The organism is Promicromonospora sp. NPDC059942, assembly GCF_042731755.1.
In the GTDB taxonomy this organism is placed as follows: domain Bacteria; phylum Actinomycetota; class Actinomycetes; order Actinomycetales; family Cellulomonadaceae; genus Promicromonospora.
This window is the reverse complement of record NZ_JBHWLR010000001.1, coordinates 202886-225979: the sequence shown is the minus strand read 5'-3', so window position 1 is coordinate 225979 and position 23094 is coordinate 202886. Positions and strand designations below refer to the sequence as shown.

The following is a 23094-nucleotide window of genomic DNA, read 5'->3' as shown; positions in this document are numbered from 1 at the left end:
TGTTGGGCTGGCGTGGGTCGCCGTGTCGCTGCTCTCCGGATGCTTTCTGTCCCTTGGGTCTTCTCTGCTCTCGGACGCTGCCCCCCCCGGCGCCCTACTGCGACGAGTCGCCGCCGGCCGCGGCCTCGGCGACGGCGCCTCCGACCGACGCGATCGCGGCCACCACGATCGCCTGGTCGACCTCCGCCGCGCCCCAGGTGCCCTCCCGCAGCTCACGGGCTCGCTCGGTCACCGCGCGCGACCGGCGGATCGCCGGGTGGAGCTCCCGGAGCGTCCCGCTCGCGGAGAGTGCCGCCGTCAGGGCGGCGGTGCGCGGGTCGGGCGTCACGCCGTCCTCCAGCACGGCCCGCACCCGCTCCAGCAGCGCCGCCTCGTACGGGAGGTCCTGCGCGGGCGTCCTGGTCACCGGGATGAGACCGAGCACCTTGGACCGTTCCCGGCGCAGCATCCCCCGCTCGACCAGCCGGTCGCGCACCTGCGGCTCCAGGTCGAGACCGAGGTCGAGGAGGACCGTGTGCACGTGCCTGGCACGCTTCGCCACCTGCGCCGCCGCCGCGTCCAGCAGCGAGTCGCCGAGCGGCTCGCCCGCGACGGCGTGCACCCGCTTCCTCCCGTCGAGCTCGACGCGACCCAGCAGCGCGAGCTCGATCAGCACGGCCCCGCCCAGCGTGTAGTGCAGGTTGGCCTCGCCCCGGACGGTCCCCGACCTGTCGTCGAGCAGGAGCAGCAGCAGGTCCTCGACGATCAGCGGCTCGGGGCGCAGCTCGTGGTGCTTCGGTGGGCGCATCGGTCTCTCCTCGGCAGTGCGGACGGTCCGGGCGGCGTCGTGCCTGGCCCCATGACAGTCCGTGCCCCTGGGGCAGGGTCAATCGCCCCGGGCGGGCGCCCCCGGGCTACCGGTCGTCCAGCCGTCCGACCACCGTGTCGAGCGTCGGCCAGGGAGCACCCGCGCGCAGCACCCGCAGCAGCTCCTCGCCGAACAACCTTCCCCGCGGGAACTGGTCGTCGGCGTCCCAGCGCCAGGCGGCGACCATCGCGAGCACGAGCTGCCGGCACTCGTCCAGCAGCTCCGGGTCGACGCCCGGGTAGTGCGCGCAGACCGCCTCGGGAACGTGGGCGAGATCGAACTCGACGGGCCCGCGGCAGCACGTCTCCAGGTCGATGAACAACGGCCCGCCGGTCGTGCTGAGCACATTGCCCGGGTGCGGCTCGCCATGGAGCAGCTGCTCGACGGCGCCGCGGTCCTCGATTGCCCGCCGCAGGTCTGCCAGCCGGCCGCCGAGGAACGCGCGGTCGGCGTCGGCGAGGTCCGGCGAGCGGTCCGCATCGGCGACGATCTCCTCCGCCTCCGTGACCCGGTCCGCGAACCGCGGGCTCCTCAGGTCGACCGTGCGCATGCCGGAGTGCAGCTCCTCCAGCGCCTTGGCGACGTCGGCCGGGGCGGCGCCGGGTGTCACGGGTTCGTAATAGGTCCACAGCGTCACGGCGAAGCCGTCGCGGACGTGCACCCGCGGTTCCGCCCGGGGCTCCAGCGGGACCACCGGCGATCCGGCCTCGACGAGCCGCTGCGCGAGGTCGACCTCGAACTGCGCGACCTCCTGTCCCACGGGCGCGATCCGGGCGAAGACGTCGCAGGGCGTCAGCCGCAGCGCCAGCTTGTTCGAGTTGTGCAGCACGACGGCGTCGTCGGCCGGCAGGTCGAGGGATGCGGCGAGGGAGGTCGCAGCAGCGATGGCACGGGTGACGCCGGTCATCTCCACCGTCGCATCCTGGCACGGGCGGGCAAGGACAATTCCGGCCATCCCTGGTGGATCCCGTACTCGGGTCACGCGGTGGTGCGCACGGGACGCGCTACCGTCCGCCCATGACCGGACCGCAGCTCTTCGCTCTCGCCTTTTCGATCATGACCGTCATCATGGGAATCGGCTGGTTCACGCTCGCGAAGAATTTCGCGGACACCGCCGAGCGAGGGCCCGAGTGGCTGTGGGTCCAGCACAGTCACCGAACCAACTTCCTGGCCGCACGCGTGGCCGGCATCGTGATGGTCGTTGTCGGCTTCCTGACCGGAATCCTTGCGCTGACGGGCGTGCTGACGTAGGACCGCTCACACCTCCGTGGTGCCGGCGTTCTCGCGTACCCACTGGTCGTAGTGCTGCTCGAAGGCAGGAAGAACGGCTTCGGCCCCGCCAAGGTTGTTCAGCCCGATACACACCGGGGTCCCGACGAGCTTGACGTTGCTCCGGGACAGGAGCCGCGCGACCGGCCCCATCCGTCCGAGCACGGCTTGGGGGTCCTGCACCACGATGCACAGGTTGGTCTGTCGCTGGACGTGGTGAAGGTGCCATCCGACGACCTGGTCCCACGTCGTCCTCCCGGACGACACGGCGCTCGACGTGTCGGTGAACCCTTCGGCGTCGACGACCAGCCGGGGACCGGGCCCGCGAAGGAGCATCAGCCAGGCCACCGTCGTGAAACCGAAGAACGCAGTGCCGGCCACGCCCGCGACCACGTAAAGCAGCCACAGGATCGGCGACATCGGGGCCAGCCACGGGACCGCGGTCGGGACGACGGCGGCGACGAGCACAAGAACCGCGGCAGCTGTCATCAGCGGGCCGAGCACCAGGCCCATCAGCAGGATGCGGGCACGCGAGACGTCGAACTGCACGGCATCGGTCACGGCCGGAACGATAGCGGGGCGCGACCGCGCCAGGCCCGGAAAGCCAGAGACTTCACCCGTGGGCCCTGCGCCGGGACCACGCCGGCAGGTCGGGTCGCGCCCCGCCGCTGAGGCATGCTGTACCCATGCCCAAGACCCTGCCCACCGGCCCCACCGTGATCACCGACGACAGCGAGGTGCGCTTCGTCTCCGGGGCCGACCAGTTCGCCCTCAAGCTCAAGGACGGGCACCTGCACGTGCGCGCGATCGACACCGACGGTGGTGAGGCGCAGGTCGTCGTGATCCCGACGTCGCGCAACACCCTCAACCTGGAGATCAAGCACCCGGGTGCCCACGGCCCCGTGGCCGTGGAGGGGCCGACGCTGCGCTGAGCGCACGGGCCCACGGCCCGCCGGACGGGACGCTCCCCGGACCGTCCGGCCACATCGAAATCGTTACGACACACGCCCGACACAGCAACGGCTCCCAGGCCTGTCAGCGTCTGCAGCGACTGCTTGACCCTCCGTACCGCTGCGGAATCACTGGGAGATCGTTGTGAGAGCAAGAAGACTGGTCGTCGCGGCCACTGCCGCCGCGCTCGTCGTGGGCGCCCTGCCCACGGCGGCAGCCGTTGGCTCCGCGCCACCGGCCGTGGCCGCCACCCCTGAGGCACCGCGGTCGGCGCCGGACGTCCCTGACGTCCCGGACACCGACGTCGTCCTCGTCACCGGTGACCGGGTCACCACCAGCACCGCCGACGACGGCACGCCGACCGTCGGGTTCGAGGCCGCGCCGCGGCCCGACGGCCGACCGGTCAGCTACGCCGCCTTCGGCGACTCGGCGGGCCACTACTTCGTCGTCCCCTCCGACGTCGCCGACCTGGTGCCGGCGAAGCTGGATCTCCGGCTGTTCGACGTCACCGCCCTGGAGGCGGCGCAGGACCCGGCACAGGACACGAGCGCGGACCCCGCCCTGCCCGTGATCGTGCAGACCACCACCGCCCGCGCGGCCCGGTCCGCGGAGCCGACCTGGGAGAAGCTCGACCTCGACGTCGACCGGACCCTGGAGTCGATCGACGCGGTCGCGGGCGACGTCCCCGCGGACGGCGCCCGCCCGCTCGTGGACGCCGCCGAGGACGGCCGCACCGTGAGCAAGGTGTGGCTGGACGCCCCGCTGGAGGTGTCCGACGCCGACTCCACGCCGCAGATCGGCGCGACCGACGCCTGGGACCTCGGCATCGACGGCACCGGCGTGACCGTCGCGGTCCTGGACTCCGGCATCGACACCACCCACCCGGACCTGGACCAGGGCATCGTGACCCTCGAACGGGACTTCACCGGCTCGGGCAGCACGCACGACGCCCTCGGCCACGGCACGCACGTCGCCTCGATCATCGCGGGCAGCGGTGAGGCGTCCGACGGCGAGAACCGCGGCGTCGCGCCCGGCGCCCGGCTGCTGAACGGCCGCGTCCTGAACGACGACGGCGAGGGCGACGAGTCCTGGGCCATCGACGCCATGGAGTGGGCGGCCTCGAACGGCGCGGACGTCATCAACATGAGCCTGGGCGTGCGGGGCGCGTACACCGACGGCACCGACCCCGCGGCCCTCTCCGTCGACTCGATCTCGGAGCGCTACGACACCCTCGTCACCATCGCGGCCGGCAACGAGGGCAACTGGGGCACCCCGTTCACGGTCACCACCCCCGGCACCGCGGACAGCGCCCTGACGGTCGGCGCGGTGACGGACTCCGACGACATCGCGTACTTCTCCTCGATGGGGCCGCGGTTCGGCGACTACGCGATCAAGCCCGACATCGCGGCGCCCGGCGACGGGATCGTCGCCGCCCGCGCCGCCGGGACGAACCCCGACGTGCCTGTCGGCGACCACTACGCCGCCATGTCCGGCACGTCGATGGCCACGCCGCACGTGGCCGGGGCGGCCGCGCTGCTCAAGCAGGCGCGGCCGGAGCTGGACGGCGAGGCCCTGAAGTCGGTGCTCATGGGCTCGGCCCAGCCGGCGGGGAACTCGGTGTTCGCCGAGGGCGCGGGCCGCGCCTGGGTGCCCGGCGCGATCGGGGAGGCGGTCTACGCGACGCCGGCCTCGCTCTCGTTCGGGCTGTTCGACTCGCCCCGTGCCGAGCAGACGCCGCGCACGCAGACGGTCACGTACACGAACGACTCCGGCACCGCCGTCGACGTGGACCTCGCCCTCTCGGTCAACGCGGGCGACGGCGTGGCCGTCCCCGCGGGCGTGGCGTCCCTGTCCACGGACACCCTGACGATCCCCGCCCACGGCTCCGCGACCGCGGACGTGACCATCGACCCGCGCTCCGACGAGCCCGACGTCTTCGCCGGGGTGCTCCGCGCGACCGGGGCCGGGTTCCCCGCCGTGCGGACCGTGCTCGCGTTCCAGAGCGACCCGGACATGTACACGCTGCGCATCGAGGCGAGCCGCCTCGGCGGCGCGCCGGCCGCCAACCCGGACGCGGGCTGGGTCCACGGCATCGACGACCCCGACGTGAACCAGTGGTTCCAGTTCACCGACGGCGTCGCCGAGGTGCGGCTGCCCGCCGGCCGCTACGCGGTCCAGGGCCAGCTCTTCGACGCGGTGTCGCCGTCGGCCGCCTTCTTCGACGGCGTCGTCAGCTTCTCGCGCGACGCCGACCTGACGGCCGGTGACGCCACGCTCACGCTGGACGGCAGCACGGCGGTACCGGTGCGCATGGAGACGCCGAAGAAGGTGGCGCCGCGCGCCCTGGCCTCGGACCTGGTCCGCGACCTGCCGGGCCGGAGCGGCCCGGTGACCACGGGAACCTCGTTCAGCACCGGCGACTACACGGGCGGCATGGACCTCACCGCGTACGTGCTGCGCGACGGCGGCCCGCTCGCGGGCGAGACCACGGTGACGTCGCGGTACCTGCTGGACCAGCCGCTGCTCGACGTCGCCGCCGTGGGCAAGGGCCGGGCGCTCGACGTGTCGCGCGAGCTGGGCAACGCGGTCCGGTCCCCGCGGTACGAGGGCCGGATGTCGGCGCGGCTCGTGGACGGCGGGACGGGTACCCCGCAGGAGCTGGCCGCCGTGCACGCGGACGGCGCCGTCGTGCTGGTCGAGGACACCGGTGACCTCACGCTGAACCCGCAGTCGCAGGCCGCGGCGGACGCCGGGGCCGTGGCGGTGATCGTGTACGGGTCCACCCCGGGCCCGTTCTACCACCAGGTGGACAACCGCACGATCAACACCATGAGCGACCAGGCCGTGCCGACGCTGACGCTGAAGCGCGACCTCGGGCTGAAGCTCGTCGAGGCCGCCCACCGCGGCGCGACGCTGCGGGGCACGGGCCGCGCGACGCCGTCGTACCAGTACGCGCTGGGCTACAGCGAGCAGGGGCGGACGCTCCCGCGCTCGCTCACCTACCGGCCCTCGGCCAAGGACCTCGCGGCGGTCGAGACCGAGCTGCGGTCGTTCAAGCCGTTCGCGGCGGGGCTCCGCAACGCCGAGCGCCTCACCATCACGAGCGGCAGCACGATGAGCGGCTGGCAGCAGTCGTGGACCACCGGCGCGGTGAGCGGGCGGACGGTCTACTACTCGACCGAGCCCGGCGTGCAGTTCCAGCGCGGCTCCACCGCCGCCCAGGGCCTGAACGCCTGGCCGGCGTGGATCGACGGTGAGGCGGTGACCTACCAGCCCGGGAAGCAGCCGAAGGAGACCTACAACGGCCAGGTGAACCACGGCGGGTTCTGGGCGTCCCCGGCCGTCCCGCAGGACGCCGCGGTCTACCGCGACGGCAGCACCCTCGGGATCAACCTGCCCTACCGGGTCGACGGCGAGGGCCACACCCAGGAGTGGGGTCCCGACGAGGCCTCCACGGGCCGGTTCCAGGTCTGGCGGGGCGACGACCTGCTGACGGACGACCCGTTCGGCACGTACGCGACGCCGGACGTCGGCACCGGCAAGGAGCCGTTCCGCATCCGGCTGGAGACGCACCGCGACACCCCGTGGTGGCCGCTGTCGACGGACGTGACGACCGAGTGGGGCTTCGTCCCGGGCAGCAGCAAGAAGCCGGAGGTGCTGCCGCTGCTCCAGCTCGACTACGGCGTGCAGGGCCTGGACGCGTACAACACGGCGAGCCGGCGCTCCACGGAGCTGGACCTCCGGGTCTCGCACCAGGACGGCGCCGTCGGCGCCGCACCCGTCACGAGCCTGAAGCTGTGGTCCTCCACGGACGGCGGCGAGCACTGGACGCCGGTGCGCGTGACCCGGGCGTCGGGGCGCGGCCCGGGCCATGCCCAGGCCGGTGCGTACAGCGCCACTGTCACCACCCCGCCGGGGTCGACGACGGTCTCGCTGCGCTCCGAGGCACGGGACGCGGCGGGAGCCACCTTCTCCGAGACGGTGATCGACGCGTTCGCGGTGAACGCCCGCCGCTGACCGGTCCGGTCTGGTAGGCCAGGAAGGACACGAAGGCCCTCGCCCTGCGGCGGGGGCCTTCGTGCTTCCCGGAGGGCCGCCGCCCGTCCCCGCTAGGTGCCCGCCGCGGCGTCCGCGCGGCGGCCGGCGAGGTACCTCGCCTTCTTCTCGCGGTTGCCGCACGTGCCCATGTCGCACCACCGGCGCGACCGGCTCTGGCTGGTGTCGAAGAACGCGGCCCGGCAGGTCGGCGAGGCGCACAGCGCCAGCCTGCCGTCCCGCTCCCCCGCGAGGACGCCGATCGCGTCGGCGGCGATGACCCCTAGGGCGTCGTCGACGGCGGACGCCGAGCGCAGCCGCCACTGCCGGTCGTTCTCGGGCGTCAGCACGGCCGCCGCTCCGCCCCGGGTGCTGAAGTCGTTGATGACCCGGACCGCCGCGGCCGGGAGCGGGTCCTGGCGCGCCGCCGCCGTCGCGGCCGCGTGGATCGCCTCCCGCAGCTCCCGTGCGCGGTCGAGCTGGGCGGTGGTGCACGACGCCACGGCCAGGCCGCTCACCGTCAGCCAGTCGGCGAGCCGGCCCGGCGTCGGGATGCGCTCCACCGGTTCGCCGTGCCGCTCCGACAGGGTCCCCGTGAAGCTCGTCGCGAGCACCTTGCCGAGGCGGAAGTCGGGGAACCGAGGGCTCATGGAACCACCTTAGCCGGTTGCGTTTCGTCGTCGGCCGCTGCTAGAACCGTCTTAGCTGGTTCCTCTGCAACCGAGCCGGCGCCACCGACGAGGAGGTCTCATGAACCAGCCCAGCGACGTGCAGCCGTTCGAAGCGCGCGCGACCGACGCCGAGCTCGACGACCTGCGCGGCCGACTGGCCGCGGTCCGGCTGCCGGAGGCCGAGACGGTCCGCGCCGCGCCGGCCTCCAGGAGATGGGACCAGGGCGTTCCCCTCGCCGACCTCGTGGACGTCGTCGACCACTGGAGCGCCGGGTACCACTGGCGGCGCTTCGAGGCGCGCCTCGACCAGATCGGCCAGTTCCGCACGACGATCGACGGCCTGGGCATCCACTTCCTGCACCGGCGCTCCCCGCGGGCCGACGCCACGCCGCTGGTCCTGACGCACGGCTGGCCGGGCAGCATCGCCGAGTTCACCCACGTCGTCGACGACCTGGCCGACCCGGGCAGCGCGGACGCGCCGGCGTTCCACGTCGTCGTCCCGTCGCTGCCGGGCTTCGGCTACAGCGAGCGCCCGAGCACGCCAGGGTGGGGCATCGAGAAGATCGCCGCCGCGTGGGTGGAGCTGATGCGGCGGCTCGGCTACGACCGGTTCCTGGCCCACGGCGGCGACTGGGGCGGCGTCATCACCACGATCCTCGGCGGCAGGTTCCCGGAGCACGTGATCGGCATCCACACCACGGTCGCGCAGCCGCCGCCCGGGCTGTCGACGGACGGGCTGACGCCGGCCGAGCGCGCCTGGGTCGAGGACTCCCGCGACTTCTGGGGCCGCCGCGCGGCATACGCGAAGCAGCAGGCGAGCCGGCCGCAGACCATCGGCTACTCGCTCGTCGACTCACCGGTCGGGCTGCTCGCCTGGATCCTCGACAAGTTCGCCGAGTGGACGGACACGCAGGACAGCCCGTTCGAGACGATCCCCGTCGACAGCGTGCTGGACGACGTCACCCTCTACTGGCTGACGGCGACTGGCGCGTCGTCGGCCCGCATCTACGCCGAGAGCCACGCCGCGCTCGACCCCGGCCTCCGGGTGGACGTCCCGTCGGCGATCACCACCTACCCGCGCGACATCGAGCGCTGGCCGCGCCCCTGGGCGCAGGAACGGTTCCGCCAGATCGTGCGGTGGACGACGCCGGAGGCCGGAGGGCACTTCCCGTCGCTGGAGGTTCCCGGGTACTTCGTCCAGGACCTGCGGGCGGGTCTCGCGGCGGTGCTGGCCGCGCGGGGGTGAACCCGACTGCGATCCGATCGCATCTCGGTAGATGCCATTCGGCCAGAACCGAATGACACGCCTTTCCTTCGGTCGTGACCGAACCAGATGGAATCCATATCTCCCGGGTGAAAACCTCCCGTTGTGCTCGCCGAGCACGACAACAAAGGAGGATCGACATGAGAAGACTGCCTACCCGTGCCGCCGCACTGGCAGCAGCGGCCGCGGTGCTGCTGGGCCTCTTCGTCGCGGGGCCGGCCTCAGCCCTGGCACCCGAGAGCGCGAGCCTGGTGACAGAGCTTTCCAACCCGCCCGACGACGGCCGGCTGTACCAGGTTCCGCCCGCTCCGCGCGGCGCTGACGCCACCACCACGAACAGCGGGATCCAGGCCGCCTCACCGACCATCACTCCGTCGGTGTCGTTCGAGCTGGTGCGGAGAGGCGGAACGTACAGCTGCGGCAACGGCACCCTCTGTACCGCCGTGTGGGACCCGGTCCATGACGCGTGGAAGATCTTCAAGCTGTACGCGTGCAATGTCTATCAGGTACACAACTGGCAGCTGAACGGATGGTATGTGGACAAGCAGACCTACGGTCAGACGTCATATTTCAAGGGCCAGAGCTACTACAACAATCTCTGGTCCCACACGTCGACCTATAACCCGTTCACCGGGTCAGGCGCCCCGGACATCACCGCGACCTGGGACCCCGTGTGGATGATTCACAACTGCGGTCCGGGTTGGGACTGACGGGGCCCGCCCAGGTCCGCCGGCCGCACCACCGCCTCGGTTGCCGCAGCGTGCTGGATCGCGCACAGCAGCCGGACCGTCTCCAGCGCGTCGTCGGCGCCGACCGGCACCGGTGCGGACGTCTCCAGCGCGTCGAGGATCCGGGTCCACTGGGCCAGGTGTCCCGCGTGCCCGATCGCGAGCGGTGCGGCGGCACCGCTCACGGTCCGGCCCGGCCGCGGCTCGGGCACCCCCGGGACGTCCCAGCGGCGCACCTCCCCCTGCCCGAGCTCGGCCGAGCCCCGGGAGCCGAACAGGGCGATCGTCGCGGGGAACCCGGGCGGCGTCGCCGTCGTCGTGGTCACCACGCCGAGCGCCCCCGAGGCGAAACGTAGGGTCGCCACGGTCGTGTCCTCGGCCTCGATCGCGTGCGCGAGGGTGCCGGACTGCGCCGTCACCGACTCGACCGGGCCGCACAGCCAGCGCAGCAGGTCGACGTTGTGCACGCCCTGGTTCATCAGGGACCCGCCGCCCTGCGCCATCGTGGACCGCCAGCCCGCCGCGCGGTAGTAGGCGTCGTCGCGGTGCCAGTGCACGTGCGTCGTCGCGATCCGCAGCTCGCCCAGCGCGCCGTCGTCGAGCGCCCGCTTGAGCGCGACGTGCTCGGCCTCCAGCCGGCGCTGCGAGATCATCGAGACCGTCAGCCCGCGCTCGCGCGCGGCGTCCGCGACCCGCAGCGCGTCGCCGGCGTCGAGCGCGAGCGGCTTCTCGACGACGACGTGCCGGCCGGCCTCCAGCGCCGCCAGCGTGAGCGCCGCGTGCGTGCCGCTCGGCGTGCAGATCGCCACGACGTCGACGTCGGGGTGGGCGATCACCTCGTGCGACGCGAGACGCGCCGCCGGCGGGTCCGGCTTGCCCGGACCTGCCGGCGGGCGCGCCCGCCCGCTGTACGCGACCAGCCGCGCCCGGCCGCTCAGCTCAGCGAGCGCCCGGGCGTGCATCGCGCCGATGCCGCCCATCCCGATGATCCCCACGCCGAGCGGCGCACCGTCGTCCTCGGTCCCGTCACTCGGTCGCATGGCTCGCGCCGAGCAGCTCGCGCAGCCGCTCGGCCGCCGCGGTGAACCGCGGGTCGGCGAGCGTCGGGCCGTACTCGCGGCGGTCCGGCAGCCCCGGTTCGAGGGTCTCCACGATCCGGCCCGGCCGCGGGCTCATGACGACGATGCGGCTGCCCAGGTACACCGCCTCCGGCACGGAGTGCGTCACCAGCACCACCGTGGTGCCGGTCTCGCGCCAGATGCGGTTCATCTCGATGTTCATCTGCTCGCGCGTCAGGGCGTCGAGCGCGCCGAACGGCTCGTCCATCAGGAGCACCCGCGGCTCGTGCAGCAGGGCGCGGCACAGCGCCACGCGCTGCTGCATGCCGCCGGACAGCTCGTGCGGCAGGGCCCGCTCGAACCCGGTCAGGCCGGTGAGCTCGATGAGGTGGTCCGCGCGCTCCTCCGCCCGACGCCGGTCCATGCCGCGCATCTCGGCCTGGAGCAGGATGTTCTTGCGCACGCCCCGCCACTCCAGCAGGGCCGAGCGCTGGAAGGCGAAGCCGATCTCGCGCTGCGGCCCGGTGACGGGCTGCCCGTACAGGCGCACGTCGCCGTCCGTGGCCAGGGTCAGCCCTGCGATGATCTTGAGCAGCGTCGACTTGCCGCAGCCCGACGGCCCCGCGATCGTGACGAACTCCCCGGGCCGCACCGCGAGCGACACGTCGTCGAGCGCGACGGTCTCCGACCGCTTGGACGTGAAGCGGCGCGTGAGGTGCGCGACCTCGATGATCGGCTCGGCCTCGGCGGGCCCCGCAGCCGCGCCGGGCCCGGTGGTGGGCCCTGTCGTCGCGGTCACAGGTCCTCCCCGAAGGTCGCGTCCCAGTACGCGTCCGGCGTGGGCTCGCCCTCGAACTCCGTGTTCTCCGTCAGGAACGTGAGCGTGTCCGTCCACTGCTGCTCGGTGTTCACGCCGGGCGCGGGGGCGGCCTCCAGGTTGAGCAGGCCGATCGTCGCCTCGAGCTGCGCCGCGAGCACCTCCTCGTCCGGCGCCTGCTCCGCGTCGGCGGCCATCGCGGCCACGGCGGCGTCTTGGTCCTCCGACGCCGCGAGGAACGACTTCGACGTCGCCCGCACCATCGCCTGGACCAGCTCGGGGTCGCTCTCGATGGTCGCCTCGTTCGCGAGGAGGCCGGTGCCGAGCATGTTCATGCCGAACTCCGCGAACGGCAGGGCGGAGACCTCCTTGCCGGTCTGGTTCTCGATGGTCGCCGCCTGGTCGTGGTAGAAGCCCTGGATGGCGTCGACCTTGCCCTCGATCAGCGCCGCGATCTTGCCCGCGGCGTCGACGTTGACCACGGTGACGTCGTCCGGGTTCACGCCGTTGATCTCCAGCCACGCCGGGAAGGTGCCGTACATCGCGTCGCCGGGCGTGCCGCCCACCGTCTTGCCCACCAGGTCGGCGGGCTCGGTGATGCCCTGGTCGTCGAAGAACTCGACGGAGCTGGGGCCGGTCTGCAGGAAGACGCCGACGCTGCGCACGGGCATGCCGGAGCTGATCCCGTTCGCCAGCGGCGGCGTGTCCGCCCAGCCGAAGTCGGTGTTTCGCTGCGCGACCTGCTGCACCGTGTTGCCGGACCCGTTGCCCGGCTGGATCGTCAGGTCGATCCCCTCGTCCTCGAAGATGCCCTCCGCCACGCCGTAGTAGAACGGCGCGTGCTCGCCGTACGGCACCCAGTTGAGCGTCACCGTGACCTCGGTCAGGCCCTCGGCGTTCTGCTCGCCCGACCCGCCGGCGGTCTGCCCGCAGGCCGCGACCGTCGCCAGGGCGACGCCGCCCACGGCCAGCGACATCATCGTCTTGCGGGCACGGGTCCTGGCGTCACGCTTCTTGTCGTCATGCTTCGCTGCACCACGCATGGGAGAGCCTTTCTGGTCGGGCCGCCACGGCGGCGGCAAGAAGAACGAGAGGGTGCGGGCGCCGGACGGCGTCGGACGGCGTCGGACGGCCGGTGCCGGACGGCCGGTGTCAGACGGTCGCGAGCGCGAGGTTCCCGCGCCGCGAGGCGTGCCACGGGATGAGGAGGCGTTCGAGCACCTCGACCAGCACGAAGAGGACGACGCCGATGAGCGACATGAGAATCAGGTCGGCGAACAGCAGCGGCGCGTCGAGGTTGCCGCTGGCGAGCAGCAGCACGTACCCGAGGCCGCGGTCGGCGCCCACGAACTCGCCGACGACGGCGCCCACGACCGCCAGCGTGACCGCGACCTTGAGGCCGGACATGAGCTGCGGGAGGGCCCCGGGGAAGCGGATCTTGCGGAAGGTCTTCCACCGCGACGCGCCCATCGTCGCGGACATCTCCAGCAGCTCCGGGTCGACCGAGCGCAGGCCGGCCACGGCCGAGACGACGACGGGGAAGAAGGCGATGAGGACGGCCAGGACGATCTTCGGCGTCATCCCGAACCCGAACCAGACCACCAGGATCGGGGCGATGGCGATCTTGGGGATGACCTGGGCGAAGAGGATGAGCGGGTAGAGGGATTTCTCCGCCGTCTTGGAGTAGACCAGCAGCACGGCCGCCGCCACGCCGATCACGGCGGCGAGCACGAACCCGACGATCGTCTCCAGCGTGGTCACCCACGTGTGCTCCAGCAGCATCGCCCACTCGGCGACCATGGTCTCCGCGACGGCGCCGGGCGCGGGCACCAGGTAGGCCGGGACCAGCTCGCGCCAGGCCACGAACCACCAGAGCGCGAAGAGCGCGAGCAGCACCGCGACCGGCCGCCACGACTCCGCGAGCAGGGTGAGCGCCCGGGTCCCGAGCGACGTGCTGCCGGACGGCGGCGTCGTCGGCCGGGACCTGGGCCTGCCCGAGGAAGTTGTCGTGGGGCGGGCGTCCTGGGTGGTCACCATGGCGTGATCCTCCATAGTTCGCTCTTTCCGTTTCGTCGCACGGGGTCGACGTCGACACCCGTGGGGCAGCGGGTCAGGGCACCCCGGACGTCGTCGTGCGGGAGGTGCCGGTCGGTAGAGCAGGTCAGCGGCCCCGGCCTGTGGGGCTGCTCGTCACCGGGACACTATGAGCCGCGCCCGGGCCGGACAACGAGTTGCCACTTGTTGCCCCGCCGCGGCGCGCCTCCGGCGGACGGCGGTTGCCACCAGGGCTGGGACCCGGACGCCGGTCAGCCGGCCGTCAGGCGCCGCCCGGGTCGGCGACGGCGTCCGTGCCGGCCTCGGCGACGATCTCGGTGACGGCGTCCGTCACGGCCTCCAGGTCGACCGCCACCGACCGGAAGCCCGCGGACCGCACGGCCCGCAGCACCTCCCCGCGCAGGGGCTCCGCCGCCAGGCTCGCGAGGTCGGCGTGCGGGGCCTCGAGCCGCGCCAGGTCGCCGTGGTGCCGCACGCGGATCTCCTCCAGGCCGAGCCGCCGGAGCTCGCTCTCCGCGGCCTCGACCTGGACCGCGTCGTCCGCCACGTGGTCCTCGGGCACCGCGAGCGGGTCGGTAGGCAGGGTCATGCCGTCATTCGAGGGTGCCGTGCCCGGGGCGGTCAAGGTGTTGCCACCTCTTGCCGGGCGCGCAAGGACGTGCCGCACCCGGGGTGGTCCACGGCAAATGGTTGCCGTGGCCGTCGGCTCGACGTACGCTCCCCGCGCATGGGCGAAACTGGCGAAACAGGGAGCTCTCGGAACAGACCGACCATCTACGACGTCGCCAGGGTTGCCGGCGTCGCGCCCTCGACCGTGTCGCGGGCGTTCTCCCGGCCGGGGCGCGTCAACGCGGACACGGCGGACCGCATCCGGCGCGTCGCGCACGAGCTCGGCTACCGCACCAGCCCTATCGGGCGCGGGCTGCCGGACGCCCGGACCGCGCTGCTCGCGATCGTCGTGGCCGACCTGACCAACCCGTTCTTCTTCGAGATCATCCGCAGCGCCGAGAAGACCGCCATCGACTCCGGATACACGCTGCTGGTGGTGGACGCGCACGAGTCGAGCGGGGCGGAGCGCCGCGCCCTGGAGCGCACGCTGCCCCTGGTCGAGGGGGTCGTCCTCGCCACGTCACGGCTCTCGGACGCGGCGATCCGCGCCGTCGCCAAGCAGCGGCCGACGGTCGTGATGAACCGCGTGGTCACGGACGTGCCGAGCGTGGTGACCGACAACGCCCAGGGGATGCGGCGCGCCGTCGAGCACCTGGCGGGCCTCGGGCACGTCCGGCTGACGTACCTGGCCGGGCCCGAGGCGTCCTGGGCCGACGGCATGCGCTGGCGCGCCTTCCGTGAGGCGACCCAGGAGCTCGGGCTGCGGGCGTGGCGCCTCGGGCCGTTCGCGCCGACGCTCGCCGGCGGGCTCTCCGCCGCCCAGGCGCTGACCACCCACTCCGCGACCGCGACCGTCGCCTACAACGACCTCGTCGCGATCGGCACGATGCGCGGGCTGACGCGGCTCGGCGTCGAGATCCCCCGCGACCTGAGCGTCGTCGGGTTCGACAACATCTTCGGCTCCGACTTCTGTACCCCGCCGCTGACGACAGTCGCCTCTCCCCTGCGCCACTTCGGGACGTTCGCCGTCCAGCGCCTGCTGAACCAGCTGCGTGCGCCGTCGTCCGGCCTGTCGGCCACGGCGTCCGCCGGGCTGTCGGCCCCGGCGCTGCTCCCGGCGAAGCTCGTCGAGCGTGGCTCGACGGCCCGCCGCGCCTGACCCGGGCGCCGCCGCCCCAGTTGGACACCCGTTCACCAGGCAGTCCGCGGCCGTAACCGGGCCCGGCACGGTCCCGGATCGCCTGGTGAACGCTTGTCCAACTCCACCTCCACCTCCCCGGCGCACACCGTCGCCCGGCGACGTCGTGGGTGCGCCCCGCGAGGGGCAACAAGTGGCAACTCGTTGTCCGGGGTTACCGCTCACCGCATAGTGACGTGGCGTAGGCACGGTCCCAGCCAGGCAAGGTCCTCGATGGAGAGGCAAGGCCCATGGAACGTAGATCGACCCACCGCACCCTCGCCGCGATGCTCGGCGTGCTCGTGCTGCCGCTCACGGTGCTCCCGGCGGCGGCACAGACGCAGGCCCAGGCGGCCACCGACCCCACCCGGCCCCAGGAGCCCGGCGTCACCCTGCGGGTGTTCGACGTCCAGGTCCCGCTGGACGACTACTGCACGCTCAAGCCGGGCCAGACGCCGAACGTCGACAAGCTGATGCCGACGATCGACTGGACCACGGCGGCCGACTTCGGCCTCGCGGACCGGTTCGTCACCGAGGTCAGCGGCTACCTGAACGTCCCGGCCGCCGGCACGTACGACTTCCGGGTGACCAGCGACGACGGCGCGCGGCTGCTGCTCGACGAGACGCTGGTCGTGGACCACCCCGGCAAGCACGGGGCGACGCCGAAGGACGGGTCCGCCGCCCTGGAGGCCGGCTACCACGCCCTGCGCATCGACCACTTCGACGGCGACTTCGACCAGCGCCTGAAGCTGGAGTGGCGCCCGCCGGGCGCCTCCGGCTTCGTGCTGGTGCCGAGCTCGGTGCTGAGCACCGACGCCGAGGTCACGCGCGTCACCTCGCCGGGCCGCAAGGTCTGCGAGGGGGTCGACGAGGCGCCCGGCGACGGCCTGCCCCTGACCGAGGTGCACCCCGACTACACGCTCACCAACCTGCGCCCGGACGGCTTCGAGCCGCAGGTCACCGGCATGGACTGGCTGCCCGACGGCCGCATGGCCATCGCCACCTGGGGCGGCGACCGCGAGACGGTGCTCGGCGAGGTCTACATCGTCGAGAACGTGAGCGGCGACGGCGGCGCCGACGACGTCACGTACACGAAGATCGCCGAGGAGCTCCAGGAGCCGATGGGGCTCAAGGTCGTCGACGGCCGCATCTACGTCTCCGAGAAGCACGGGCTGACCGAGCTCATCGACACCGACGGCGACGAGGTCACCGACGAGTACCGCTCGGTCGCGACCTGGCCGTTCGGCGGCAACTACCACGAGTTCGCGTTCGGCCTGCTGTACGAGGACGGCTACTTCTACGTCTCGACGGGCATCGCGATGGTGCCCGGCGGCGCGACGCGCGACCCGCAGCTCGTCGAGAACCGCGGCTCGGTGCTGAAGATCGACGAGGACACCGGCGACGTCGAGTACCTGGCGGGAGGCCTGCGCACCCCGAACGGTCTCGGCTTCGGGGCCGACGGCGGCATGTACGTCACCGACAACCAGGGCATGCACGTACCGACGTCGAAGCTGGTGCGCGTCGAGGAGGGCGCGTTCTACAACCACTACACGAACCCGGACGGCCCGTACGACGACCAGCCCGTGACCGAGCCCGTGGTGTGGATGCCGCACGGCGAGATCTCCAACTCGCCCAGCAATCCCGTCATCCTCACCGAGGGCGTGTTCGCCGGGCAGATGGCGATCGGCGACGTGACGTACGGCGGCCTGCAGCGCGTCTACCTGGAGGACGTTGCCGGCCAGGAGCAGGGCGCCGTGTTCCGCATGACGCAGGGGCTGGAGTCCGGCGTCAGCAGGACGAGCGTCGGCCCGGACGGCTCGATCTACGTGGGCGGCATCGGCTGGTCGGGCAACTGGGGCCAGGCGGGCAAGCTCGGCTACGGCCTGCAGAAGCTCACCTTCGACGAGAACCGGGCGTTCGACATGCTCGAGATGCGCGCGATCGACGGCGGCTTCGAGATCGAGTACACCCAGCCGCTGTCGGCCGAGACCGCCGAGAACCTGGCCGACAAGTACGAGGCGGCACAGTGGCGCTACGTCTCCACGCCGCAGTACGGCGGGCCCAAGGTCGACGAGGAGGACCTGGACGTCACCTCGGCGACGCTCTCGGCGGACCGCAGGACGGTGACCCTGGCGATCGACGGGCTGAAGCCCGGCCGGGTCGTCAACGTGCACTCCCCACGGCCGTTCGCCTCGGAGACCGGCGCGGAGCTGTGGAGCACCGAGGCCTGGTACACGATGAACCGCCTGCCGGACGGCAGCACTCCGCCGCCCGTCTACGAGGCCGAGGCCGCCGACATCTCCGGCGGCGCCGGCTGGAACACCAACCACGCCGGGTACTCGGGCGCCGGGTTCGTGGACCGCAACTGGGAGCCCGGCGCGCGCACCACGTTCGCCGTCGAGGCCGACGAGGCGGGCCCGCACGACCTGGCCCTGCGCTACGCCAACGGCCAGAACTCCGACCCCAGCCCCCTGCCGCGGTCGATGAGCCTGTACGTCAACGGCGTCAAGCAGAAGCAGGTCTGGCTCGACAGCACCGTGAGCTGGTCCACCTGGAAGACGCAGACCGAGACGATCCAGCTCCGGAAGGGCGCGAACACCATCGCCTACGCGTACGACGCCGACGACGTGGGGCACGTGAACCTCGACAGCCTCACCGTCACCCCCACCGAACGCATCACGCTGTTCGACGGCGGCGACCTCGACGCCTGGGAGAAGGCGAGCGGCGGGCCCGCGACGTGGCCGGTCGCGGACGGCACGCTGGAGTCCTTCGGCGGCGACATCCGCACCAAGGAGACGTTCGGCGACTTCCGGATGCACGCCGAGTGGTACCAGCCCCAGCACGCCGACGACGTCACGGGCCAGGCCCGCGGCAACAGCGGCATCTACATCCAGGAACGCTACGAGGTGCAGGTCCTGGAGTCCTTCGGCATCGACCCGCCGGCCACGAACGACGCCGGCTCGATCTACCTGAAGAAGGCCCCGGACGTGAACGCCGCGACCGCGATGGGCACGTGGCAGACGTACGACCTCGTGTTCCGCGCCGCCCGGTTCGACGCCGCCGGGACCAAGACCGAGGACGCCCGACTCTCGCTCTGGTGGAACGGGCAGCTCGTGCACGACGACGTGGCGATCGACGGCAAGACCGGCAACGGCCGGGCGGAGGGACCCGCCCCTGGCCACATCAAGCTCCAGGACCACGGGGACGCCGGCCTCAACCCGCGGTTCCGCAACGTCTGGATCGAGCGCCTGGCCGAGCAGGAGGACACCAGGCAGGGCCTGACGTCGGGGGTCTCGGCGCGGCTGACCCCGCCGACGGTCACGGCGGGCGACGAGACGCTGGCCCTGGTCACGGTGCCCGGCGCGAAGGGCCGCCCGGCGCCGACGGGGACCGTCCGGGTCACCGTCGGGGACACGCCGGTCAAGGCCGCGCTCGGCCGCGGCCCCGTCCGGCTCCCGCTCCCCACCGCCGGGCTGGCGGCCGGGGTGCACCCGGTGACCGTCGAGTACCTGGGCGACACCGTCTACCGGCGGAGCACGACGACGGTCTACCTGACCGTCCGCTGATCTGGTCCCGCGCTGATCTGTCCCGCGCTGATCTGTCCCTCGAAGGAGAGGTTCATCTGATGGAACGTTCTGCCCGCACGTCACCCCGCACCCGCGCCGCACGACCCTGGCTCGCCGCCGCGGTGGTCGCCACCCTGACCCTGCCGGTCCTGGCCGCACCCGCGGGAGCCGCCGAGACCAGCGCGCCCGCCGGGACCAGCGCCTGCGCCTACGGCTACACCAGCCAGGCCACCGTCTGGTTCGGCGCCGACGCCGACTCCGGCGTGCCCAACCGTGAGACCCGCGCCGGCTGCACCGTCATGGACGCGATCATGGCCGACGCGCCGTTCGCGACGCACGGCGCGTTCGTCCGCACCGTCACCTCCGTGACCAAGGGCCTCGTGCGCGAACGGGTCCTGACCGCCCGCGAGCGCCGGGACGTCGTCCGCGCCGCCGCCGCCTCGGAGGTGGGCAGGCCACACCCGGTCACGGGCAACCGGTCCGTCGACCTGTCCGCGATCGGCCTGGTGGGCTACACCGTCCGCGCGACCATGCCCAGCGACGCCGAAGGGACGCTCGCGGCGCTGGCCGAGTGCGGTTTCCAGAACATCGAGCCGTCGGGCAGCGCGGGCAACTTCTACGGCTACTCCGCCGCTGGGCTGGCGCCGCTCACGGACGTGGCGGGGATCGAGGTGCCGTCGCTCGGGGTGAGCCTGTCGAACCTGCAGAACGACGTCGACCTGGTGGCGGCCGAGGCGCACGCGATCGGGGCGAAGTACGTGCGCATCTCGGGCTCCGGGTCGTGGACGCTGGCGGACTACTCGCGGACGGCCGCGATCCTCAACGAGGCGGGCGAGGCACTTGCCGCCGAGGGCATCCGGGTCGCGTACCACAACCACGGGTTCGAGTTCGAGACCCAGGAGGACGGGGTCACGGGTTACGACGTGCTGGTCCGGGAGACGAACCCGGCGTTCGTCACGATGGAGCTCGACGTGTACTGGGCCGCCAGCACGGACACCACCGCCACCGACCTGTTCGCGCGCTACCCGGGCCGGTTCGAGCTGCTGCACCTCAAGGACATCGCCGAGGACGGCTCTTTCGCCGACGTCGGCGCGGGCACCATCGACTTCGCCGAGATCTTCGCCGCGGCGCCGCTCGCCGGGGTCCGGTACGGCTTCACCGAGAACGACCAGCCGTCCCCGGACGGCGTGACGTCCGCGTGCACCAGCCTCGGCTACCTCGCCGAGCTGCGCTACTGAGCCCCAGCCCGCACCATCCGACCCAGCACGAGGGAGTGTTGATGTCCGCACCGCACCGCCGGGCACACCGCCGGGCACTGGCCGCGACGACCGGTCTGGTCGTCGCGCTCGGTGCCCTGTTCCCCGCCAGCACCGCCGCCACCGCTCACGACGCCCACGACGCACCCGCCGGCTCCGACCATGCCGAGGCCACCGCATTCGACAAGGTCCCGCTCGTCACGGAAGGCCTCGCCGACCCGTTCGAGCTCGACGTGGCCGACGACGGCCGCGTCGTCTACATCCAGCGCACCGGCCAGGTGATCGTGCTGGAGCAGGAGACCCTGCGCCAGACCACGGCCCTGGACCTGGACTACTCGCTCGACCTGCTCACCCAGTCCGACGGCCTGCTGGGCCTGACGCTGGACCCGGACTTCACCGAGAACGGGTGGCTGTACCTGCTCTGGAGCGACCCCGACGTCGCGAAGATGAACCTCTCGCGGTTCACGATGGGACCGGACGACACCATCGACCCGGCGTCGGAGAAGCGACTGCTCGACTACACCATCTGGCGCGGCGAGGGCCGCGCCAACTCGCACATGGCCGGCTCGCTCGCCATGGGGCCCGACGGCGACCTGTACGTGGCCACGGGCGACAACTCCGACCCGTTCGACCAGGCGGGCTACACCCCGATCGACGAGCGCCCCGGCCGCCGGGGCTGGGACGCGCAGGGCACGTCCGCCAACACGAACGACCTGCGCGGCAAGGTGCTGCGCATCACCCCGGAGGACGACGGCACGTACTCGGTCCCGGACGGCAACCTGTTCGCGCCGGGCACGGCGGACACCCGCCCGGAGATCTACGGGATGGGCTTCCGCAACCCGTTCCGCATCACGGTCGACCCCGGCACCGGCGCGGTGCTCATCGGCGACTACGGGCCCGACGCCCGGGTGGCCAACCCGCTGCGCGGCCCTGACGGCCAGGTCGAGTTCATCCGGATGACCGAGCCGGGCAACCACGGCTGGCCGTACTGCCACGCCGACAACCAGGCGTACATCGACTACGACTTCGCGACCGGCGCCTCGGGCGCGGCGTTCGACTGCGCGAACCCGGTCAACGACTCGCCCAACAACACCGGCCTGCGCGAGCTCCCGCCGTCGCAGCTGCCGCTCGTCTGGTACGGCTACGGGGTCTCGGAGGAGTTTCCCGAGCTCGGCTCCGGCGGGGCGGCTCCCATGGGCGGCCCGGTCTACCGCTTCGACCCGGAGCTCGACGTCAAGACGAAGTTCCCGGAGAGCTTCGACGGGCACTGGTTCGTCTCCGAGTACGCCCGCAACTACTACAAGGTGCTCTCGCTGGACGAGGCCACCGGCGAGCTCGCCTCGATCGACCCGTTCCTGGAGGGCGAGACGTTCGTCGCCCCGTTCGAGGCCGAGTTCGGCCCCGACGGCTCGCTCTACATCATCGACTTCGGCCGTGGCTCGGGCGCGGGCCGCGGGAGCAGCAACACCGACGCCGGCATCTACCGCGTCGACTACGCGGCCGACGGCCGGCGGCCCCTCTCCCGGTTCGCGGCCGACGTCGACTCCGGCCACGAACCGCTGACCGTCGCCTTCGACGGCGCCGCCAGCGAGAGCCCCGACGGGCTGGAGATCACCTACGCGTGGGACTTCGAGAACGACGGCGTCGTCGACTCCACCGAGCCCGATCCCACGCACACCTACACCGAGCGCGGCCAGTTCAGCGCCCGGCTGACGGTCACGGACAGCGAGGGCTTCACCGGGGTCTCCGTGCAGAAGATCACGGTGGGCAACACCCGGCCGGACGTCTCCTTCGCGGCGCCGTACCACGGCGGGTTCGCCGAGCTCGGCGACACCGTCCCGTACGCCGTCGACGTGGCCGACGTCGAGGACGGCTCGACCGAGGCGGGCACCATCGACTGCGAGCAGGTCACGGTGAACACCCAGCTCGGCCACGACTCCCACGCGCACCCCCTGGACAACTACACCGGGTGCTCGGGGTCGGTGTTCCTCGACCCCGCGGACCACGGCGTGGGGCAGAACGTCTACCCCGTGCTCGGGGCGGGCTACGAGGACCTGGGCGCGGACGGCGTCCCGGCCCTGGCCGGCCAGGACACGGCCCGGCTGCAGGTGCGCGACAAGGAGGCCGAGTTCTTCGTCGACAGCTCCGGCGTCACGGTGGCGGACGGCGCCGACGCCCGCGGCGGGCGCCTGGTGACCGACGTCGACCACGGCGACTGGATCGCGTTCGGCCCGGTCGACCTGCGCGGCATCGACGCCCTGACGGTGGGCGCCGTCCGCGGCGCAGCCGACACGACCGTCGAGGTGCGCGCCGGCAGCCCGACCGGGCGCAAGCTCGGCCAGGTCACGGTCGCCAGGGCAACCGGGGCCGGGCAGGTCGTCTCGCCCACGATCGACCTCCCGGACCAGCAGGGGGCCACGACGCTCTACCTCGTCGCGAAGAGCAAGCGCGAGCCGGCCGACGGCGCGAACCTGGGTCTCGACTGGCTCGTCTTCCACGGGCGCGGCGTCGCCGACGCCACCGCCCCCGTCGTGACGGCCGAGGCCAGCCGCGGCGGCGGACGAGCGGCCCTCTCGGTGGACCTGTCCGGGTCGGCCGTGGCACCCGAGGGGCGCGAGATCGTCTCCTACCGGTGGGACCTGGGTGACGGGACCACCGCGGACGGGCAGGCCGTCACGCACGTCTACGAGAACCCGGGCCGGTACACGGCGCGGCTGATCGCGACGGACAGCGAGGGCACCCGAGACTGGACCACGGTCGAGCTGACCGTCCGGGGCTGAGCCCGCAGGCG

18 protein-coding genes are annotated in these 23094 nt (G+C 72.6%); 9 read left to right on the top strand and 9 right to left on the bottom strand.

Annotated elements, in window-relative coordinates; translation table 11 throughout:
- Positions 1 to 94: 94 nt before the first annotated feature.
- Positions 95 to 787: a GPP34 family phosphoprotein gene (locus ACFV9Q_RS00915; protein ID WP_377232740.1), complete on the bottom strand. Its 693-nt coding sequence runs from the start codon at positions 785 to 787 to the stop codon at positions 95 to 97.
- 106 nt (positions 788 to 893) lie between these two features.
- Positions 894 to 1754 carry a phosphotransferase gene (locus ACFV9Q_RS00910; protein ID WP_377232997.1) on the bottom strand — a complete coding sequence of 287 codons (861 nt, stop codon included), beginning with the start codon at positions 1752 to 1754 and terminating at the stop codon, positions 894 to 896.
- Positions 1755 to 1864: 110 nt separating this feature from the next.
- On the opposite strand from ACFV9Q_RS00910, the gene ACFV9Q_RS00905 reads away from it, so the two are divergent.
- Positions 1865 to 2098: a hypothetical protein gene (locus ACFV9Q_RS00905; RefSeq protein ID WP_377232739.1), complete on the top strand. Its 234-nt coding sequence runs from the start codon at positions 1865 to 1867 to the stop codon at positions 2096 to 2098.
- Between the two features lie 6 nt (positions 2099 to 2104).
- Here the strand turns inward: ACFV9Q_RS00905 and ACFV9Q_RS00900 are convergent, their stop codons facing one another.
- The gene (locus ACFV9Q_RS00900; RefSeq protein ID WP_377232738.1) at positions 2105 to 2677 is read right to left on the bottom strand and encodes an STM3941 family protein; all 573 of its coding nucleotides are present in this window, start codon (positions 2675 to 2677) and stop codon (positions 2105 to 2107) included.
- Positions 2678 to 2802: 125 nt separating this feature from the next.
- Between ACFV9Q_RS00900 and ACFV9Q_RS00895 the strand changes: the two genes are divergently transcribed.
- Both ACFV9Q_RS00895 and ACFV9Q_RS00890 read left to right on the top strand, forming a co-directional pair.
- Positions 2803 to 3048 carry a hypothetical protein gene (locus ACFV9Q_RS00895; protein ID WP_377230259.1) on the top strand — a complete coding sequence of 82 codons (246 nt, stop codon included), beginning with the start codon at positions 2803 to 2805 and terminating at the stop codon, positions 3046 to 3048.
- 163 nt (positions 3049 to 3211) lie between these two features.
- Positions 3212 to 7084 carry a S8 family peptidase gene (locus tag ACFV9Q_RS00890; RefSeq protein WP_377232737.1) on the top strand — a complete coding sequence of 1291 codons (3873 nt, stop codon included), beginning with the start codon at positions 3212 to 3214 and terminating at the stop codon, positions 7082 to 7084.
- 92 nt (positions 7085 to 7176) lie between these two features.
- On the opposite strand, the gene ACFV9Q_RS00885 is transcribed toward ACFV9Q_RS00890, so the two are convergent.
- The gene (locus tag ACFV9Q_RS00885) at positions 7177 to 7752 is read right to left on the bottom strand and encodes a CGNR zinc finger domain-containing protein (RefSeq protein WP_377232736.1); all 576 of its coding nucleotides are present in this window, start codon (positions 7750 to 7752) and stop codon (positions 7177 to 7179) included.
- A gap of 100 nt (positions 7753 to 7852) precedes the next feature.
- Between ACFV9Q_RS00885 and ACFV9Q_RS00880 the strand changes: the two genes are divergently transcribed.
- Entirely contained in the window at positions 7853 to 9019 is a 1167-nt protein-coding gene (locus tag ACFV9Q_RS00880; RefSeq protein ID WP_377232735.1) for an epoxide hydrolase family protein, read from the top strand.
- Between the two features lie 158 nt (positions 9020 to 9177).
- Positions 9178 to 9747 carry a hypothetical protein gene (locus tag ACFV9Q_RS00875; RefSeq protein WP_377232734.1) on the top strand — a complete coding sequence of 190 codons (570 nt, stop codon included), beginning with the start codon at positions 9178 to 9180 and terminating at the stop codon, positions 9745 to 9747.
- Here the strand turns inward: ACFV9Q_RS00875 and ACFV9Q_RS00870 are convergent.
- From ACFV9Q_RS00870 to ACFV9Q_RS00850, 5 genes are all read right to left on the bottom strand, one after another.
- A complete protein-coding gene (locus tag ACFV9Q_RS00870; RefSeq protein ID WP_377232733.1) occupies positions 9720 to 10805 on the bottom strand; it encodes a Gfo/Idh/MocA family protein in 1086 nt (361 codons plus the stop codon). The two genes, ACFV9Q_RS00875 and ACFV9Q_RS00870, sit on opposite strands and share 28 nt — an antisense overlap.
- Entirely contained in the window at positions 10792 to 11622 is an 831-nt protein-coding gene (locus tag ACFV9Q_RS00865) for an ABC transporter ATP-binding protein (protein ID WP_377232732.1), read from the bottom strand. Before ACFV9Q_RS00865 ends, ACFV9Q_RS00870 begins: the two co-directional genes overlap by 14 nt.
- Entirely contained in the window at positions 11619 to 12683 is a 1065-nt protein-coding gene (locus ACFV9Q_RS00860) for an ABC transporter substrate-binding protein (RefSeq protein ID WP_377232731.1), read from the bottom strand. The genes ACFV9Q_RS00865 and ACFV9Q_RS00860 overlap by 4 nt, the downstream gene beginning before the upstream one ends.
- A 109-nt stretch (positions 12684 to 12792) precedes the next feature.
- Entirely contained in the window at positions 12793 to 13677 is an 885-nt protein-coding gene (locus ACFV9Q_RS00855; protein WP_377232730.1) for an ABC transporter permease, read from the bottom strand.
- 280 nt (positions 13678 to 13957) lie between these two features.
- The gene (locus tag ACFV9Q_RS00850) at positions 13958 to 14284 is read right to left on the bottom strand and encodes a hypothetical protein (RefSeq protein ID WP_377232729.1); all 327 of its coding nucleotides are present in this window, start codon (positions 14282 to 14284) and stop codon (positions 13958 to 13960) included.
- Between the two features lie 138 nt (positions 14285 to 14422).
- Between ACFV9Q_RS00850 and ACFV9Q_RS00845 the strand changes: the two genes are divergently transcribed.
- The 4 genes from ACFV9Q_RS00845 to ACFV9Q_RS00830 all read left to right on the top strand — a co-directional run bounded on the left by ACFV9Q_RS00845 (position 14423) and on the right by ACFV9Q_RS00830 (position 23083).
- The gene (locus ACFV9Q_RS00845; protein WP_377232728.1) at positions 14423 to 15463 is read left to right on the top strand and encodes a LacI family DNA-binding transcriptional regulator; all 1041 of its coding nucleotides are present in this window, start codon (positions 14423 to 14425) and stop codon (positions 15461 to 15463) included.
- Between the two features lie 269 nt (positions 15464 to 15732).
- Positions 15733 to 19047 (top strand): family 16 glycoside hydrolase, encoded by a 3315-nt coding sequence (locus ACFV9Q_RS00840; RefSeq protein WP_377232727.1) that lies wholly within the window; start codon positions 15733 to 15735, stop codon positions 19045 to 19047.
- Between the two features lie 59 nt (positions 19048 to 19106).
- Positions 19107 to 20285, top strand: coding sequence for a sugar phosphate isomerase/epimerase family protein (locus ACFV9Q_RS00835; protein WP_377232726.1), 1179 nt, complete (start codon positions 19107 to 19109; stop codon positions 20283 to 20285).
- Between the two features lie 41 nt (positions 20286 to 20326).
- The gene (locus ACFV9Q_RS00830) at positions 20327 to 23083 is read left to right on the top strand and encodes a PKD domain-containing protein (RefSeq protein WP_377232725.1); all 2757 of its coding nucleotides are present in this window, start codon (positions 20327 to 20329) and stop codon (positions 23081 to 23083) included.
- The last annotated feature ends 11 nt before the right edge of the window (positions 23084 to 23094 follow it).